The organism is Variovorax sp. 278MFTsu5.1, assembly GCF_048305045.1.
In the GTDB taxonomy this organism is placed as follows: domain Bacteria; phylum Pseudomonadota; class Gammaproteobacteria; order Burkholderiales; family Burkholderiaceae_C; genus Variovorax; species Variovorax guangxiensis.
Map to the genome: position 1 here is coordinate 5,146,200 of NZ_CP157622.1, position 15,226 is coordinate 5,161,425.

General features: G+C 66.6%; 9 protein-coding genes and 2 pseudogenes. 3 read left to right on the forward strand and 8 right to left on the reverse strand.

Features of this window, described 5'->3' with window-relative positions; translation table 11 throughout:
- Positions 1-43: 43 nt before the first annotated feature.
- A complete protein-coding gene (locus ABL844_RS23800) occupies positions 44-1,570 on the reverse strand; it encodes a tripartite tricarboxylate transporter permease (RefSeq protein ID WP_418129200.1) in 1,527 nt (508 codons plus the stop codon).
- 16 nt (positions 1,571-1,586) lie between these two features.
- Positions 1,587-2,009, reverse strand: coding sequence for a tripartite tricarboxylate transporter TctB family protein (locus ABL844_RS23805; RefSeq protein WP_260319668.1), 423 nt, complete (start codon positions 2,007-2,009; stop codon positions 1,587-1,589).
- A 251-nt stretch (positions 2,010-2,260) separates the two neighbouring features.
- Here ABL844_RS23805 and ABL844_RS23810 point away from each other — a divergent pair, with 251 nt between their 5' ends.
- Complete coding sequence (locus ABL844_RS23810) at positions 2,261-2,953, forward strand: SMI1/KNR4 family protein (protein ID WP_418129202.1); 693 nt, start codon at positions 2,261-2,263, stop codon at positions 2,951-2,953.
- Between the two features lie 19 nt (positions 2,954-2,972).
- Here ABL844_RS23810 and ABL844_RS23815 read toward each other — a convergent pair whose 3' ends face one another.
- The 6 genes and pseudogenes from ABL844_RS23815 to ABL844_RS23840 all read right to left on the reverse strand — a co-directional run bounded on the left by ABL844_RS23815 (position 2,973) and on the right by ABL844_RS23840 (position 10,538).
- On the reverse strand, positions 2,973-4,238 hold the full coding sequence (locus ABL844_RS23815; RefSeq protein WP_418122048.1) for a TCR/Tet family MFS transporter: 1,266 nt from the start codon (positions 4,236-4,238) through the stop codon (positions 2,973-2,975).
- A gap of 10 nt (positions 4,239-4,248) precedes the next feature.
- Complete coding sequence (locus tag ABL844_RS23820; protein WP_418129204.1) at positions 4,249-5,214, reverse strand: glycosyltransferase family 2 protein; 966 nt, start codon at positions 5,212-5,214, stop codon at positions 4,249-4,251.
- A 164-nt stretch (positions 5,215-5,378) separates the two neighbouring features.
- The gene (locus ABL844_RS23825; RefSeq protein ID WP_418129206.1) at positions 5,379-7,244 is read right to left on the reverse strand and encodes a DUF1963 domain-containing protein; all 1,866 of its coding nucleotides are present in this window, start codon (positions 7,242-7,244) and stop codon (positions 5,379-5,381) included.
- 61 nt (positions 7,245-7,305) lie between these two features.
- Entirely contained in the window at positions 7,306-8,358 is a 1,053-nt protein-coding gene (locus ABL844_RS23830; protein ID WP_418129208.1) for a hypothetical protein, read from the reverse strand.
- Positions 8,359-8,563: 205 nt separating this feature from the next.
- Positions 8,564-9,522 (reverse strand): annotated as a pseudogene (locus ABL844_RS23835) (DUF72 domain-containing protein).
- Between the two features lie 170 nt (positions 9,523-9,692).
- On the reverse strand, positions 9,693-10,538 hold the full coding sequence (locus tag ABL844_RS23840) for a PASTA domain-containing protein (RefSeq protein WP_418129209.1): 846 nt from the start codon (positions 10,536-10,538) through the stop codon (positions 9,693-9,695).
- A gap of 440 nt (positions 10,539-10,978) precedes the next feature.
- Between ABL844_RS23840 and ABL844_RS23845 the strand changes: the two are divergent.
- A pseudogene (locus tag ABL844_RS23845) lies at positions 10,979-11,734 on the forward strand (ESPR-type extended signal peptide-containing protein); the annotation flags it as partial.
- A 69-nt stretch (positions 11,735-11,803) separates the two neighbouring features.
- Positions 11,804-15,217, forward strand: coding sequence for a beta strand repeat-containing protein (locus tag ABL844_RS23850; RefSeq protein WP_418125898.1), 3,414 nt, complete (start codon positions 11,804-11,806; stop codon positions 15,215-15,217).
- The last annotated feature ends 9 nt before the right edge of the window (positions 15,218-15,226 follow it).

Consider the following 15,226-nt stretch of genomic DNA (forward strand, 5'->3'; position numbering starts at 1 on the left):
CAGGTCTCTCATTGCTTGCCGCCGAAGCGGCCGGCAGGCGTGTCTATTCCTCCATCGCCGGCACGGGTTGCGGCGGCAGGGCCGCGCCCTTGTTCTTGCGCACCTTGATCAGGAACGAAGCCACCTGCCACACGATGAACACGCCGACCAGGCTCAGCAGCGTGGCGCTGATCGGGCGCGTGGCGAAGATGCCGAAGCTGCCGCGGCTCAGCAGCATGGCGCGGCGGAAGTTCTCCTCCAGCATCGGCCCGAGGATGAAGCCCAGCATCAGCGGCGCGGCGTCGAGCTCAAGACGCATGAACATGTAGCCCATGAAGCCGAAGGCGGCGGTGATGAAGATGTCCTCCAGGCTGTTGTTCACGCTGTAGGTGCCGATGCAGCAGAAGAACAGGATCGACGGGAACAGGACCGCATACGGAATCTTGAACACCGACAGCCAGTAGCGCACCAGCGGCACGTTCAGCACCAGCAGGAACACGTTGCCGATCCACATGCTGGCCACCAGGCCCCAGAAGAGTTCGGGGTGGCTGCCGATCATGTTCGGGCCGGGCTGGATGCCCTTGATGATGAAGGCGGCCAGCATCAGCGCCATGACCGCGTTCTCGGGGATGCCGATGCTCATCAGCGGAATGAAGCTGGTGCGCGCGGCGGCTTCGTCGGCAGCGGCCTGGCCGGCCACGCCTTCGATGCAGCCGGTGCCGATCTCGTGCTTGTACTTGCTGACCTTCTTGTCGATCGCGTAAGCGGCGAACTGGGCGATGGTGGGGCCGCCGCCGGGCAGGATGCCCAGGAAGGAGCCGACCGCGCTGCCGCGCAGGGCGCTCGGAATGATCCGCTTGAACTCGGCCCAGGTCGGGATCAGGTTGATCTTGCCGTTGAAGGGCGAGCGTTCCTCGCGCGAGTCGAGGTTCTTGGTGATCTCGGCGATGCCGAAGCAGCCCAGCGCGATGCTCACGATGCCAACGCCGTCGACCAGGAACGGCAGGTCGAGCGTGAAGCGCTGCATGCCGCTGTTCACGTCGGTGCCGATGGTGCCGAGCAGCACGCCGATCATGCACATCGCCAGGCCGTTGAGCAGGCTGCCGGTGGTCACGAAGCTCACGCACACGAAGCCCACGAGCATCATCGCGACGTAGTCGGCGGGCCCGAACCGGAAGGCCACTTCACCGAGCACGGGCGCGAGGAACGACAGCACCAGGATGGCGACCGTGCCGCCGATGAAGCTGGAGAAGCCCGCGGTGAAGAGCGCGAGGCCCGTCTGGCCCTTGAGCGTCATCGCATAGCCGTCGATGCAGGCCACGATGCTGCTCGCATGCGGGATCTTCATCGTGATGGCGCTGACGCTGTCGCCGTACTGCGCGCCGTAGTAGATGCCGGCCAGCATGATGAGCGCGCCGGTGGTGGGAATGGAGTAGGTCAGCGGCAGCAGCAGGCTGATGGTGGCCAGCGGGCCGAGGCCCGGCAGCAGGCCGACGAGCGTGCCCACCGTGCAGCCGATGGCGCAGAACAGCAGGTTCTGCATGGTCAGGGCATGCGAGAACCCGAACGCGAGGTTGTTGAGGACTTCCATGATGCTCGTTCCTTCCTCAGTACAGCGGAAGGTTCAGGCCGAGCAGCTTCTGCAGGGCCAGCGCCATGACGACCAGCCCGGCGGAGATCTTCACGTTGCGCACGACCGAGTAGGACGACGCGGCGAAGCCCGAGCAGAAGACCATGAAGATGATCCCGGCGATCATGTTCACGTACATGGAGATCACCGCCAGGCCGCAGAGGCTGCCCAGGATCAGCGAGATGTTCTTGAAGTTGAACTCCAGCGCCACGCGCTCCACGAAGAACGACCGGATCACGGTGGAAACCGCGATCACCAGCAGCATCGCGCTGATCATGGCGGGGAACAAACCGGGGCCGGCACGGCTCAAGTCTCCGATGGGGTAGCGAAGCGAGGTCAGGCCGAAGGCCAGCGCTATCGCCATGAGGAACAAGCCTCTGACAAGGGTTCTGTTTTTCATCTCTTCTTGTGCGATGGGTTTCGAAATCACCGGCACCGGCAAACCGGGGCTGATCGTCTCCATCCGGGCGGAAGTCCGGACCCCTGCATGCTCTGGCGCCAAACTGATTGCAATCTGACCGGACCGTAAGGGGAATTACGTACGGGCCATGCGGCCAGTACTGCCCAGATGCCGCCCGGAGACCGCCCACCTATACTCGCCGCGCCCCAAACAGCACGGCTGGCGCCCTGCCCCGCCCCGCCGCACAGACCATGCAGACAGCTCCTTCCCTGACCGACCGCCTCCCCCGCTTCACCGCCGCCCTCGACCGCCACGAAGCCAGGGTCGAGGAACTCGCCCGGCAGGTCGCCCGGATCGAGGACGAAGACGCGGCCGAGGATTTCGCATACGCCTTCTCGGCGGTCCGCCAGGCCCCCGAGACCCCTGACGCCATCGAGCGCCTGGAGGCCCGCATCGGGATGCGCCTGCCCGAGCCGCTGAGGGCGCTCTATGAATCGCTGGGCGCCTTCTCGCTGCTGCCCGAGAACCGCATGCGCCATCTCGACCTGCTCTCCATCGACAGATTGCTCTCCTGGGCCGAGAGCCCGGACGTCGACGACGCCTGGCCCAGCCTCATGGGAGCGCTGTGCACCTTCGGCAGCCGGCGGGAGTTCGGCGGGCTGAAGCCGGCCTCGCAGGAAGCGCTGACGGAGCACTACGTGGTCTTCGGCTGGGCGCACCACCGCTATGAAGACCGCACGCTGCTGGCCTTCGACCGGAACGGCGCCTTCCACAACGTCGTCTACGAGCACGACGCGGGCGAAGAGGACTGGGTGGCGCGCTACCAGCCGCTGTGCCGGAAGGCGCTGGCCGGCATCGACCTGGACGAGATGCTCGCCGCCCATGTCGCGCTGGCGACCCGGCGCATGGAGCACCAGTTCGACGAGGGCGAGTTCCTGGGCTGAAGCGGCCCGCCCGGCGGCCTCAGGTCGGCTCGGTCGCTGTCTCGCCGGCTGCCGCCACCGCAGGCCGCGTGCGCCGCCATGCGACCCGCATGCCCACGCACAGGAACAGTGCGGCAATGAAGAACGGCGCGCCCGGCAGCTGCACCGGTGCGTCCACGCCGATGAAATAGCCGAAGCTGCCGGCGAAGGCCGCGGGCCCGACGATGCCCGCCACCGACACCAGGCTCGTCAGCGCGCCCTGGATGCGCCCCTGCTGCGCCGCGTCGACCTGCCGCGTGACCAGCGCCTGCGCTGCCGGCCCCGCGAAGGCCAGCAAGGTGCACAACGGCAGCGCGAGCATGAAGACCGCCACGGCATCGGCCACGCCGCAGATCGCGAAGCCCAGCACGCCGCAACCCAGCCCGAACAGCAGCGCCGCGCGCTCGCCGAAACGCTTCACGCCCGGCCCGATCAGCAGCGCGTTGACCACCACGCTCAGCACGCCCACCAGGCCGAGCACCCACCCCACGGTGTCTTCCTTCCACTGGAAGCGGTAGTCGGCGAAGAGCACGAACACGCTCGGGTACACGTACTGCGCGAGGTTGACCAGGAAGATCACCGCCGCCAGGCCGAACACCTGCGGATAGCGCTTCAGCAGCATCAGCGAGCCGACCGGGTTGGCATGCGACCAGTCGAACTTCAGGCTGCGCCGCTCTGGCGGCAGCGATTCGGGCAGCACGAACCACCCGTAGCAGAAGTTGAGCATCGTGAGGCCGGCCGCGAACCAGAACGGCAGGCGGGCATCGATGTGGCTCAACTGGCCGCCGAGCACCGGACCGAGCACCAGGCCCACGCCGAAGGCCGCGCCCACGATGCCGTAGCTCCTGGCTCTTTCTTCCGGCGCCGTCACGTCGGCGATGTAGGCATTGGCGGTGGTGAGGCTGGCCGAGAACACGCCCGACACCACGCGGCCGATGAAGAGCCACGGCAGGCTGTCGGCAAGGGCCATGAACACGAAGTCGACGGCAAGGCCCAGGCATGACAGCAGGATCACAGGCCGCCGCCCGAAGCGATCGGACAGCGCGCCCAGCACCGGCGAGCACACGAACTGGATCGCCGCGAACGCCGTGCCGAACACCGCGATCCAGTACGCCGCGGTCGCGGCGCTGCCGCCGGCCAGCCGCTCCACCAGATGCGGCAGGCCAGGGAGGATCAGGCCGAACGCGAGGAAGTCGATCAGCACCGTGACGAAGATGAAGGCGAGCGCTGCGCGGCGCACGCGCGGTGCCTGGAGGGTCGGACTCATCGCTGCAACCTCAACCGCTGCGGCTCAGGTACTTGCCCACGCGCGGGCGCACCTCGCGGATGCCGCCGAGCCTGCCGAGCAGGCCGTCGAAGCAGCCGACCAGCAGCGCGATGCTCTTCCTGAGCCGGTCGCGCTCGAAGATCAGCATGGGCAGGATCTGCTTGAGCGTGTAGACGTTGATGAACAGGATCGCCGGAAAGGCACGCATGTGCGCCAGCGAGAGGTCGAGTGCATTGCGCGAGATGTAGTAGCGCCGCACGGCCGGATAGTTGATGACGTAGATCTTCCAGCCGAACAGCGACTTCGCCTCGAGGTCGCCGATCTGGTGCCGCAGCACCACCTGAGTGTTGAGATAGAGCGGCACCTCGCTGCGCAGGGCGCGCATGCAGTAGTCGGTGTCGACGTGGTCGATCACGTAGCGCTCGTCGAAGCGCCCGACCTTGGCCCAGGCCCCGCGCGAAATCAGAGAGCCCGACGAGATCATGAAGGCGCAGCGCGCCAGCGGCTCGGTGAAGGGCTTGCGCAGGTCGAGCTGGTAGACGCGCCTGCCCTGCAGGCCGAATTGCGGGATCAGCGCGTCGAGGTTGGTGTCGTGGACGAGCGGGCCGATCAGGAAGGCAGCGTCTTGCTTGCCTTCACCGGAAGCCTTTCTCTGTGCCGTCTCCGCCGCCTGGCACATTGCGTCGAAGTAGCCAGCGGGCAGCACCGAATCCTGGTCGAGCAGGAAGAAGAGTTCGACGCGTTGCGCTTCGAGCTCGGTGATGCCGCAGTTGAATGCGCCCGCGATGCCGCCACGGTTGCCGTTGTGCAGCACGGTGATTCCCGCATCGGCGAGTGCGCCATGCCAGTCGCCCGGCTCCGGCGTGTTGTCGACCACGCACAGACGCGGACACGAGCGCGAAAGCGAATGGAGATTCGTCAGTTGCCCGTCGGTGGGGAAGTACGTGACGACGACGGCACCGAACGAAAAGGACATCGCGGCTTCTCCGGTTGATGGAGCCGGGCGGACGCCCGGACCGGCGCGATTCTAGGTATGGGAATGCGTGCCGACGCCTCATCCGGCACGGCGGAATGCGGGTATTGCGAAAGAACAACGCGAGCGGGACTGCGAAAGTTCTAGTCCGCACCAACCAAGCGGATTCAGCTGCTTTCCAGGCTCCAGTGCACGCGCGAGAAGTCGCCCAGGGCCAGGTCCTTCTCGTGGATGCTGAAAGTGAAGGTGCCGGCATCCCAGAAGCAGAAGCCGGGCTTGTTGTCCGAATCGAGCGTGAGCAGGTTGATCCACTCCTGCGGCAGGCCGCCCCTTTCGCGCGAGGCCTGCTCCTGCGGGTTCTCGTGCTGCGTGAAGACGTGTGCGTTCATCAGGTGCGCGCCGTTCCTGCGCTCGCCATCGCCGGCGAGCTCGGCTTCGAGCGCCCAATACGCTTCCTGCAGCTTGTCGTCCCTGTCGATCTCGAGCAGCGAGGCGTCTTCACCGCTCAGGCGACCTCCTCCGGCGTTGTAGAGGTTCGGCAGCGACACGGTGGCGTCGATGCGGACCTTGTAGCCTTCATGAGCGTCGCCCACGTCGACGCCGTCGGCGAACTCCGCGTCCTCCGGCCATGCATAGGGTTGCAGCTCGGCGGCAGAAGCATTCGAATGCAGCACGCGCACACCGTCGCCCTCCTCCTGGCCCTCGCCGAAGAAGTAGAGGCGGCCGGTGCGCGGCAGCCACGACTGAAGCCCGGCGATTTCTGCAAGATCGATCTGCGCGTAGAAGCGCCAGAGCTTTCCGTCGGTGGCCGGGTAGTCGATGCCGGGCGGCAGGTCCGGCCTGCCGCCGATGCGCGTGCCGCCCGGGATCGCATAGTTCTCACGCTCCGTGGTGCACAGGCGCAGCGCCTGGCGCGCGTGGCGCCGAAGCGGCCCTTCGTAGGCCTTGAGATCGTGACGTGCCAGCGCATCGCTCAACAGCGCCACATGCCGCGGGCTGTTGCGTGCCATGAAAGCCTCGCGGTCGATCGCGACCTCCACGTCGGGGCGATAGCGGATGTCGCGGAAGAGCGCTTCGTTCTTCCTCTCGATATTGACCTTCGCGATGTTCCGCAGCGAAGCCGGCAGCGACTCGAAGGGATTGCGGTTGATGCTCAGCAGCTGGAGGGCCGGCAGGTGGCCTACCGATTCAGGCAATGTCTTGAGCTGGTTCCCGTCCAGCAGCAGTCGTTGCAGATGCACGAGCTCGCCGATGCTGTCGGGCAATGTCTCGATCTGGCAGTACTGGAGCGAAAGCACTTCCAGCGATTCGAGCGCCCCGAGGTTCTCGGGAAGACGGGCGATATGGCGGCTGCGCAGATGCAGCTCGCGCAGGCGCGTCAGCGTGCAAAGGGATTCGGGCAAGGCCGTGACGGCCTTCTCGGGGTTGCCCGTCCACTGGTCTTCCATCGACAGGAACTCGAGCTGCGTGAAGCGCAGCAGTTCCTCGCGCCACACGGCATCCCAATGGCTGATGATCAACCGCCGCACGCGCTCTGGCGGAGCAGCCATCGCCTCATCGAAGCTGCCGTAGGTGTGCGCGCGCAGTTCCACCTCTCCCGGCGTGCAGTGCCACACCACGTCGACCGCAACGCCCTCTTCGTCCGTCTCGTAGTCGTGCCGCAGCAGGCCGTGCATTTTGATGCGGTCGGGCCGCAGGTCGATCTCGCCGAAGAAGCGCGTGCCGAAGTCGAAGCCCTTCTCCCAGAGATAGAAGCCGTGCGTCGGCTGATCCTTCAGGTAGCGCACGCGCCGGTGCGGCGTGTCGTGGTTGTCATGGAAGTGAAAGGTCGAGGAGCGGAACGAAGGAGCAACCTGCCCCGGCGCCGGGTTGTCGGAACCCTCCGGGTCGAAGGACGGCGCGTGCAGCGCCTTGTCGAAGGCGACGGGCCGAGCCTTCAGTTCGAAGGACATGCCGCCGTCCTCGAAGACGACCTGGGTATCCGGCGCGAACTCGAATGCGCACTTGCCGATCTGGAACTTGTTGCTGGACATGGGTGAGAGACTTCTTTCGGGGGATGAGCAAGCGAGCCTGGCAGCCGATGGATGGTCGGGCTCAGGGTTCGCCGTAGAACAGCACCGTCCAATGCTCGCCGTCGAACTCCAGCGCCCCGTGCCAACCGGCAACCAGCATCCTGCGGCCATCCGGCGACACATCGAGCCGCCGCGATACCAGCGAGCAGCCCTTGGGCATCGGTTGCCGGCGTGCATCCATGGCCAGCACCATCCTGCCGCCCTGGAGCACGTAGCAGCCGCCCGTGTTGCCGGTGCACCAGAGCCGGCCGGCGAACCAGGCGCTGTCGAGAAAGCTTTCGCTGTGCGGCTTCTGAGTCAGGCGACGCCAGCTGTCGTCGCGCCCTTGCCATACGTGGCCGCGCTCGTCGGTGACGTAGGCCGTGCCGTCCGGCGCAACGGCTACAGTCTTCAGATCCAGCGTCGAGGGAAAGGGCAGCTGCCTCCAGAGCCCCTCATGCCGTCGCCAGGCGGCGCCGCGCGAGCCGACCACGTACAGGTCCTGCGCGGACAGGCCGGCAAGATCGTTGAAATCCGAGTTCGACAGGGCCTCGTCAGCAACATCCGGCTCCGTGCTGGCCAGCCCCTCGGGCAGCGGAATCTCCGTGTGCTCGCGCCATTGCCCGGGGCCCAGTCGCTCGTACACCCGGAACGGCGCACCGACCGAGAACACCGTGGTGCCGGCGCGCGCGGTACGCAGCACGATGCTGTCGTACATGAGTCCAGAAGCGGGATGCGGCTCGCCCGCGCCATGAAACGGAATGCGCGCCTCCTGCCCCTTGTGGACTTTCGGCTTGTAGGCCAGCGTCTCCCGCCCGATGCCCACCGAGACGAACTCCGAATGGTCCGGCGCCCAGGCGCTGGACAGATCGCAGCCCAGCCCCAGCGCATGGGTGGTCAGCGTGAAGAACCGCGTCTCGACCGGATTCGCCAGCTTGACGGCGAGCAACCGGACCTTGAACGGCTCGTCATGGTCCTTGTCCTCCTGCTCCTCGAACAGCAGGAAGCCAAGGCGGCCATCCTCGAAGCCGATGGTGCAGTCGCGGATGAAGTAGCCGTCGAAGAAGCGGCGGTAGGTGTCGCGGTCGAAGATCATCGGGCGGAAAAGACCTGGCCTTGCAATACCTTCAACCGCGCCCGCCGCTGCGCACGCGCAGCAGGTTGTCGTGTTCGTGCAGTTCGATGAATTCGCCGCTTGCCGCGGCTTCGAGGTAGATGGGCGCTTCGCCCGGCATGAGTGCGGTCATGCGGGCAATGTAGTTGAAGAAGATTGCTTCACGCCGAGAGCCGGCCGGGCTCCTTCATTTTCGGTGGCGGGCTTTCTCTTGCGGCTCGAAGCCCGTCGGAAGCCCCAGCCGCATCGCCAGGTGCGCCGCGTCGTAGGGCGCGCGCACCTTGGTGTCGTTGTCGAAGTAGCAGTACACATCGTGCCGGCCCCGCCGTGCACCGACATCCGAAGCAAGCCTGGCGTCGCCGACCTGGCGCCCTGGCTCCACGCTTCGATGCGCTCGGCCCAGCGGTCGAGTGCGGCGTCGCCATAGCCGCTGGCGTAGAGCTCCTTGTCTCCGTGCAGCCGGATGTAGACGAAGTCCGCCGTCATGTCTTCGAGCATCGGCCAGCGGCCCGCGGTGTCGGCCACCACCAGGGCCACGCCGTGCCGGCGCAGCGTGGCGATGAAATCGGGGTCGGCAAAGCTGCGGTTGCGCACTTCGATGGCATGGCGGATGCGAAGGCCGCGTGGGGCCTTCATCGAGGACCGCCCGTTCATGCGCTCGTCGTGCTCGCGCGCCAGCGCCGACGCGGCCTTGGCATCGTGCGGCAGCAGCGAGAGAAAGGCTTCGACGCGCTCGGCGTCGTAGCGCATGCGCGGAGGAAGCTGCCAGAGGATGGGGCCGAGCTTGCGGCCCAGTGCGAGCACGCCCGAGGCGAAGAAGTTGGCGAGCGCCGGGCGCACGTCCTTGAGCTGCAGCATGTGCGTGATGTAGCGCGAGCCCTTGACCGCGAACACGAAGCCGTCGGGCGTCTGGTCGCGCCATGTCTCGTACGACTCGGGGCGCTGCAGCGAATAGAACGATCCGTTGAGTTCGATGCTGGGCAGCATGCGCGAGGCGAAGGCAAGCTCGTTGCGCTGTGCCAGCCCGGCCGGATAGAAGCGGCCCCGCCACGGCGCGTACCGCCAGCCGGAGATTCCGATGCGGATGTCTCCATGCGGCTTTTTCGCTGCTCGCGTGCGCGTTCTTCGGGTGGACGGGGTTGCCAAGTCTGTGCTCCGGTGCTGGTACTCGATCCGGAGTCGATGCTTTTGCGCCGCGATGCGGGCGAATGTGGGAACGGCCGGGCAACCCGTGTAGGTGCGCAGGCATCGCCTGCCTGAATCCGCCCCGCCCCGCCCTGCCTAGCTTCAGTGCGCGGCGCCAGGCTTCATCTGCATCAGCGGCAGTTGACGTCGTAACCGACGACGCTCGGAAGGCTCTTCTCTCCCGCCGTGGTCACGGTCAGCCGGCCGGCCGGGCCGGAATAGCCGAAGTCGCAATAGGCAAGGCCGGTGCCCGCGCAGGACTCGGCCTCGGCGATGCCGCGCTTGACAAACCCGGCCTGCCGGGACTCGCTGCTGGCCCCGCCGCGCACCGGATTCCATCCGCTGGCAGCCAGGACCTTGCGCGCCTTGTCGATCGGCATGCCGTAGACGTTCGGCACCTTGGCTCGGCCCTTGCAGACCGACTCCTCGTCGGCCAGCTTGCCCAGGCGCAGGGTGCCGTCGGCCTCGACGCGCAGGTCGCCCACCGGCGAGCCGATGAGGTCGCCGTCCCACACGCGCACGGAGCCGCCTTCCAGCGCGGTCAGGTTGCCGATGGCGGGGTCTTCGGGCGACTTGCCGTAGGCCAGCGCGACCAGCCTGTCGCCATCGAACACCGCCACGTTGCCCTGGGTGATCGTGCAGGTGCCGCTGGTTCCGGCTTCCATCTGGCCAGCGAAGCTGACGGCGCGATAGGAACCCATCGGCACATCGGCGGTCACCGCCCAGCCCTGCGCGGCCACCAATTTGGCCGCTGGCGACTTCGGCTGGATCACGCGCCATGAGCAGCTATTGCGGTCGTCGGCGCTGCCGCCCGCCTTGGGCAGGCTGGTGATCGCCCGCATGCGGATGTCCTTCAGGTCGGACTGCACGCGCGGCGCCGGTGCGCCCGTTTGGGCCACGGCCGGCAAGCTCGGCGCGAAGCCGAGTGCGAGGGCGGCGGATGCAGCAATGGCGGGGAAGCAGAAGCGGGAAGACATGACGGGGATGGAGAGAAGTGGTGGGAAGGCTTCGAAGCGGCGTTGCCACTCGGGACCGGCCGGGATTATCACGACGAGTCGCGGCATGCGCGCTTCTCCGGATACCGCGTTCGGCATGGAAATATCAAATTCAATAAAAAATCAAATAGATTTTCGAGCGCAATCCATGTCAAAAATGTGATTACAACCTATACCTTAATGGCTGATTTTTAAAACTACAACAAAATAATTCAAAGAGTATCTTTATATTACTATTTGGACATTCGGCCTGATTTAAAATTCAAATAAATTCAACCGATTGACTCCAAAATGAGACATTAAAAGGCACCCCCTTCAATTCATTTCATAAGATTTGTTTGCAGAAAATAATTTAGAAATTGCACAGGGAGCCCGAATGGCCTTGGCTATTCAACGATCTTTTAATGGATGGGACGGGGCTCATGAACAAGACTTATCGTTCGTTGTGGAACGAATCCCTCGGCGCCTGGGTAGCGGCGTCTGAAATCACTTCCGCTGGAGGAAAACGCAGCGGGAGCCGGGCGGCGGCTGCAGGGAGCGCGCTCATCCCTCCTCCGTCGGGGCATCTGCGCAACGGGATCGTGACCGCGCTGTTGGCGATGAGTGGACTCGGGTGGTCTTCGCTGGCGCAAGCACAGTCAGTGACTTGTGCTCCGGCGCCCTACAACGCTTACGACAGCACAGCCTCCTGCATGGGCCTTGGCTCCGCAGCGTCAGGCATCGGGGCCACCGCGCTCGGGGCTAGCGCACAAGCCCAATTGCTCGGCGGACTCTCAGTGGGATATGCCTCCCTGAGCGCCGGACAGAATTCCATCTCCCTGGGCTTCCAAGCCTACTCCTCGGCCATCAACTCTATCTATCTGGGCGCTCGTACCGCCCCCACGACAGGCGCTACGGCAGGCGGTGCCATCGGGATCGGTACGGACGTCACCGCCAGCGGCGCCAATGCCATTGCAACGGGCTCGGTTGCCATTGCCAGCGGCGCCAATGCCGTTGCAACGGGCTTGCTCGCCATTGCCAGCGGGGACAACGCCATCTCTTTGGGCGCCAGCTCAAAAGCGACCGGACTGCGCAGCGTCGCCCAGGGATACCAAGCGAATGCGGCCGCATTGGATGCCGTCGCTCAAGGTACCACTGCCACCGCGACGGCCCAGAATGCCGTCGCCGTTGGCTTCCAGTCGGTCGCGACCCAATTGAATTCGGTTTACATCGGCTCGCGCACCGCTGCGGGAACAGGGGCCACAGCGGTGGGGGCCGTTGCCATCGGCACGGACGTGACGGCCTCCAAGGACAACGCGACCGCGATCGGCTTCCAGAGCAAGGCGGATGCGGCAACCTCGGTGGCGCTCGGCCCCAATGCAGCGACCTCGGGCGCCGGCGGCGCGATGGCACTGGGATCCGGCACGATCGCAAGCAATGTCAATGCAGTTGCACTTGGCGCTGCCTCCCAGGCCACCGCAGCCGGAGCCACCGCACTCGGTACTTTCGCCACGGTTACGGGAGGGAATGCCACCGCGGTCGGTGTCGGCGCCAACTCCAGCGCGAACTTCGCGTTCGCCGGCGGCTATCAGGCCCACGCGGCAGCCGAGAATGCCGTCGCCGTAGGCACGCTGGCCAACGCAACAGGAATCAGCTCGGCGGCGCTCGGCAATCTCGCCAACGCTTCGGCGGACTTCTCGCTGGCCATGGGCAATCAGGCCGTGTCGGCCGGAATCGGCTCGGTCGCGGCGGGGTCGGGAGCCAGCGCCGCCGCCGATGGTGCCGTGGCGATGGGCAACAACGCCGCCGCAACCCTGACCCGCGCAACTTCCATCGGATTTGGCTCGGCGGCAAGCGGTCAGAACGCCACCGCCCTGGGCGCACTCGCCGCTGCGTCCGCCGACCAGGCAGTCGCAATCGGTAACAGCGCCAAGGCCTCGGCAATCAACGCAATCGCGATGGGCAACAGCACCGTCGCCGATTCGGCCGATGCAGTCGCGATCGGCAACAGTTCCAGGGCCACCGGCGGCAAGGCGGTGGCCATCGGCTCCGGCAATGTTGCCAGCGGCAATGGCGCCGTTGCAATCGGCGACCCGAACACCGCCACCGGCAACGGCGCGATTGCGAACGGCCTGGACAACACCGCCACCGGCAACGGCTCCGTGGCGATGGGTAATACCAACAAGGTCGGCGGCGGCGGCCAGGATGTGAGCGTACCTGGCACGCCGGCACAGGGCGCGGTCGGCATCGGCTACCAGAACACCGTAGTCGGCCAGGGCAGCGTGGCCATCGGCAGCACCAGCAAGGCGCTGGCTGCGGGCGCGGTCGCGTTCGGCGACACGGCGGTGGCGAACAATGCCGGCGACGTGGCACTGGGCTCAGGCTCGGTAACGGCGACTGCGGTGGGAACGCCAGGCATAACGATCAACGGCACGCCGTATATCTTCCAGGGCACTACGCCAACGAGCACGGTCAGCGTCGGCGCGGTGGGCTCCGAACGCACGATCACCAACGTGGCGGCCGGCAGGATTTCCGGCACGTCGACCGATGCGATCAACGGCTCGCAGCTGGCCGCCACCAACTCAGCGATCGCCGACGTGGCAACGACGGCGGGCAAGGGCTGGAACCTGAGCGCCAACGGCGGCGCGCCGCAGAACATCGCGCCGGGCGGGACCGCGGATTTCGCCAACGGCAGCAATACGACTGTCACACGCACGGGCAACCAGATCAGGGTCGACGTGGTGCCGGATCCGACCTTCAATTCGGTGACCACCGGCAACACGAAGATCGACAACAACGGCCTGACCATCGTGGGCGGTCCGAGCGTGACGCTGACTGGCATCAACGCGGGCGGCAAGGTGATCACCAATGTGGCGCCCGGCGTGGCAGGCACCGATGCCGTGAACATCGACCAGCTGACCTCCACGGTGGCTGGTAGCAAGACCAGGTACTACCACGTCAACTCCACCGGTGGGGGCAACGAAGCCAACGACGGTGCGACAGGTGCCGACGCCATCGCATCAGGCAAGAACGCGACAGCCGCTGGTGCCTCGAGCGTGGCCATGGGCCTGGGCGCCACGGCCGGCACCGCCAACAGCGTGGCGCTGGGCGCGGGCTCTGTCACTGCGACGGCGGTGGCAACACCGGGCACGACGATCGACGGCAAGGCCTACAACTTCCAGGGCATCGCGCCGGTGGGCACGGTCAGCGTCGGCACGTTCGGCGGCGAACGCACGATCACCAATGTGGCGGCCGGCAGGATCTCCGGCACCTCGACCGACGCGATCAACGGCTCGCAGCTCTTCGCCACCAACCAGTCGATCGAGAACCTGAGCAGCACGGTCACCGCCAACAAGATCAGGTACTTCAGCGTCCAGTCCACCGGCGGCGGCAACGAAAACAACAACGGCGCCACGGGTGCCGACGCTGTCGCCGTGGGCAAGGATGCGAGCGCCACCGTCGACAACGGGGTCGCACTAGGCTCGGGCTCCGTTTCCGACCGCACGGTCGCGGGCAGCACCGGCAACATCCCGGCGGGCAGCTCCCTGATCCCGTTCAACACGACCGACCGCACGCTGCTGGGCGCCCTCTCCGTCGGCAGCGCGACCACCTACCGCCAGATCACCAACGTCGCCGACGGCACGCAGGCGCAGGACGCGGTCACGGTGCGCCAGCTCAGCGGCGCGCTGCAGTCCTTCGCGGTCACGCCGATCCAGTACTTCCACGCCAACTCCACGGCGGCCGACTCGCTGGCCATCGGCGCGGAATCCGTCGCGGTCGGCCCGCAGACGGTGGTCAACGGCAACAACGGCGTGGGCATCGGCAACGGTGCCGTGGTGCAGCAGAGCGCGCCCGGCGGCATCGCGATTGGCCAGGGCTCGACCTCGCACCTGGCCGACTCGATCGCGCTGGGCACGCAGTCTTCGGCCGCCGCGGTGCAGGGCGTGGCGCTGGGCGCCGGCACCAGCGTGACGCAGGCAGGCGGCGTGGCACTGGGCGCGGGCTCGGTGGCTTCGACGGCGGCGGGCGTGGCCGGCTACGTGCCGCCCACCGCGACCGACGCGCAGCGCATCGCCATCGGTGCGACCACGAGCACGCTGGCGGCCGTGTCGGTGGGCAATGCCGCCAGCGGCCAGTTCCGCCAGATCACCGGCGTGGCCGCGGGCACGGCCGACAGCGATGCGGTCAACGTGTCGCAGCTGCGGGGCGTGCAGGGCCAGGTGGCGGTGATCGATCAGTCGACGGTCAAGTACGACACCAACGCCGACGGCACGACCAACTACAACAGCGTGACCATGGGCGGCAGCAACGCCACCGGCCCGGTCACGGTGCACAACGTGGCCCCGGGCGTGGCGGGCACCGACGCGGTCAACGTCAACCAGCTCAACGCGACCAGCGCCGGCCTGAACAACCGCATCAACGCCCTGGGCGACCGCCTCGACGGTGTCGAGAAGAACGCCTATGCCGGCGTCGCCGCCGCCATGGCGCTGCAGATGCCCGGCAGCTACGTGCCGGGCAAGACGGTCATGCGCATCGGCGCGGGCTCGTTCAAGGGCCAGAGCGCGGTGGGCGTGAGCTTCCGCCGCACCGCGGAGAACAACGCCTGGAGCATCACCGGCGGCGTGGCCACCAGCCGCGCCGGCGTGGGCGCCACCGTCGGCGCGGAATGGGTCTTCAACTGAAGGGAAAGC

Coding starts and splice junctions, on each gene's coding strand:
- ABL844_RS23800 (WP_418129200.1), bottom strand. CDS start 1,570: ATGGAAGTCCTCAACAACCTCGCGTTCGGGTTCTCGCATGCCCTGACC.
- ABL844_RS23805 (WP_260319668.1), bottom strand. CDS start 2,009: ATGAAAAACAGAACCCTTGTCAGAGGCTTGTTCCTCATGGCGATAGCG.
- ABL844_RS23810 (WP_418129202.1), top strand. CDS start 2,261: ATGCAGACAGCTCCTTCCCTGACCGACCGCCTCCCCCGCTTCACCGCC.
- ABL844_RS23815 (WP_418122048.1), bottom strand. CDS start 4,238: ATGAGTCCGACCCTCCAGGCACCGCGCGTGCGCCGCGCAGCGCTCGCC.
- ABL844_RS23820 (WP_418129204.1), bottom strand. CDS start 5,214: ATGTCCTTTTCGTTCGGTGCCGTCGTCGTCACGTACTTCCCCACCGAC.
- ABL844_RS23825 (WP_418129206.1), bottom strand. CDS start 7,244: ATGTCCAGCAACAAGTTCCAGATCGGCAAGTGCGCATTCGAGTTCGCG.
- ABL844_RS23830 (WP_418129208.1), bottom strand. CDS start 8,358: ATGATCTTCGACCGCGACACCTACCGCCGCTTCTTCGACGGCTACTTC.
- ABL844_RS23840 (WP_418129209.1), bottom strand. CDS start 10,538: ATGTCTTCCCGCTTCTGCTTCCCCGCCATTGCTGCATCCGCCGCCCTC.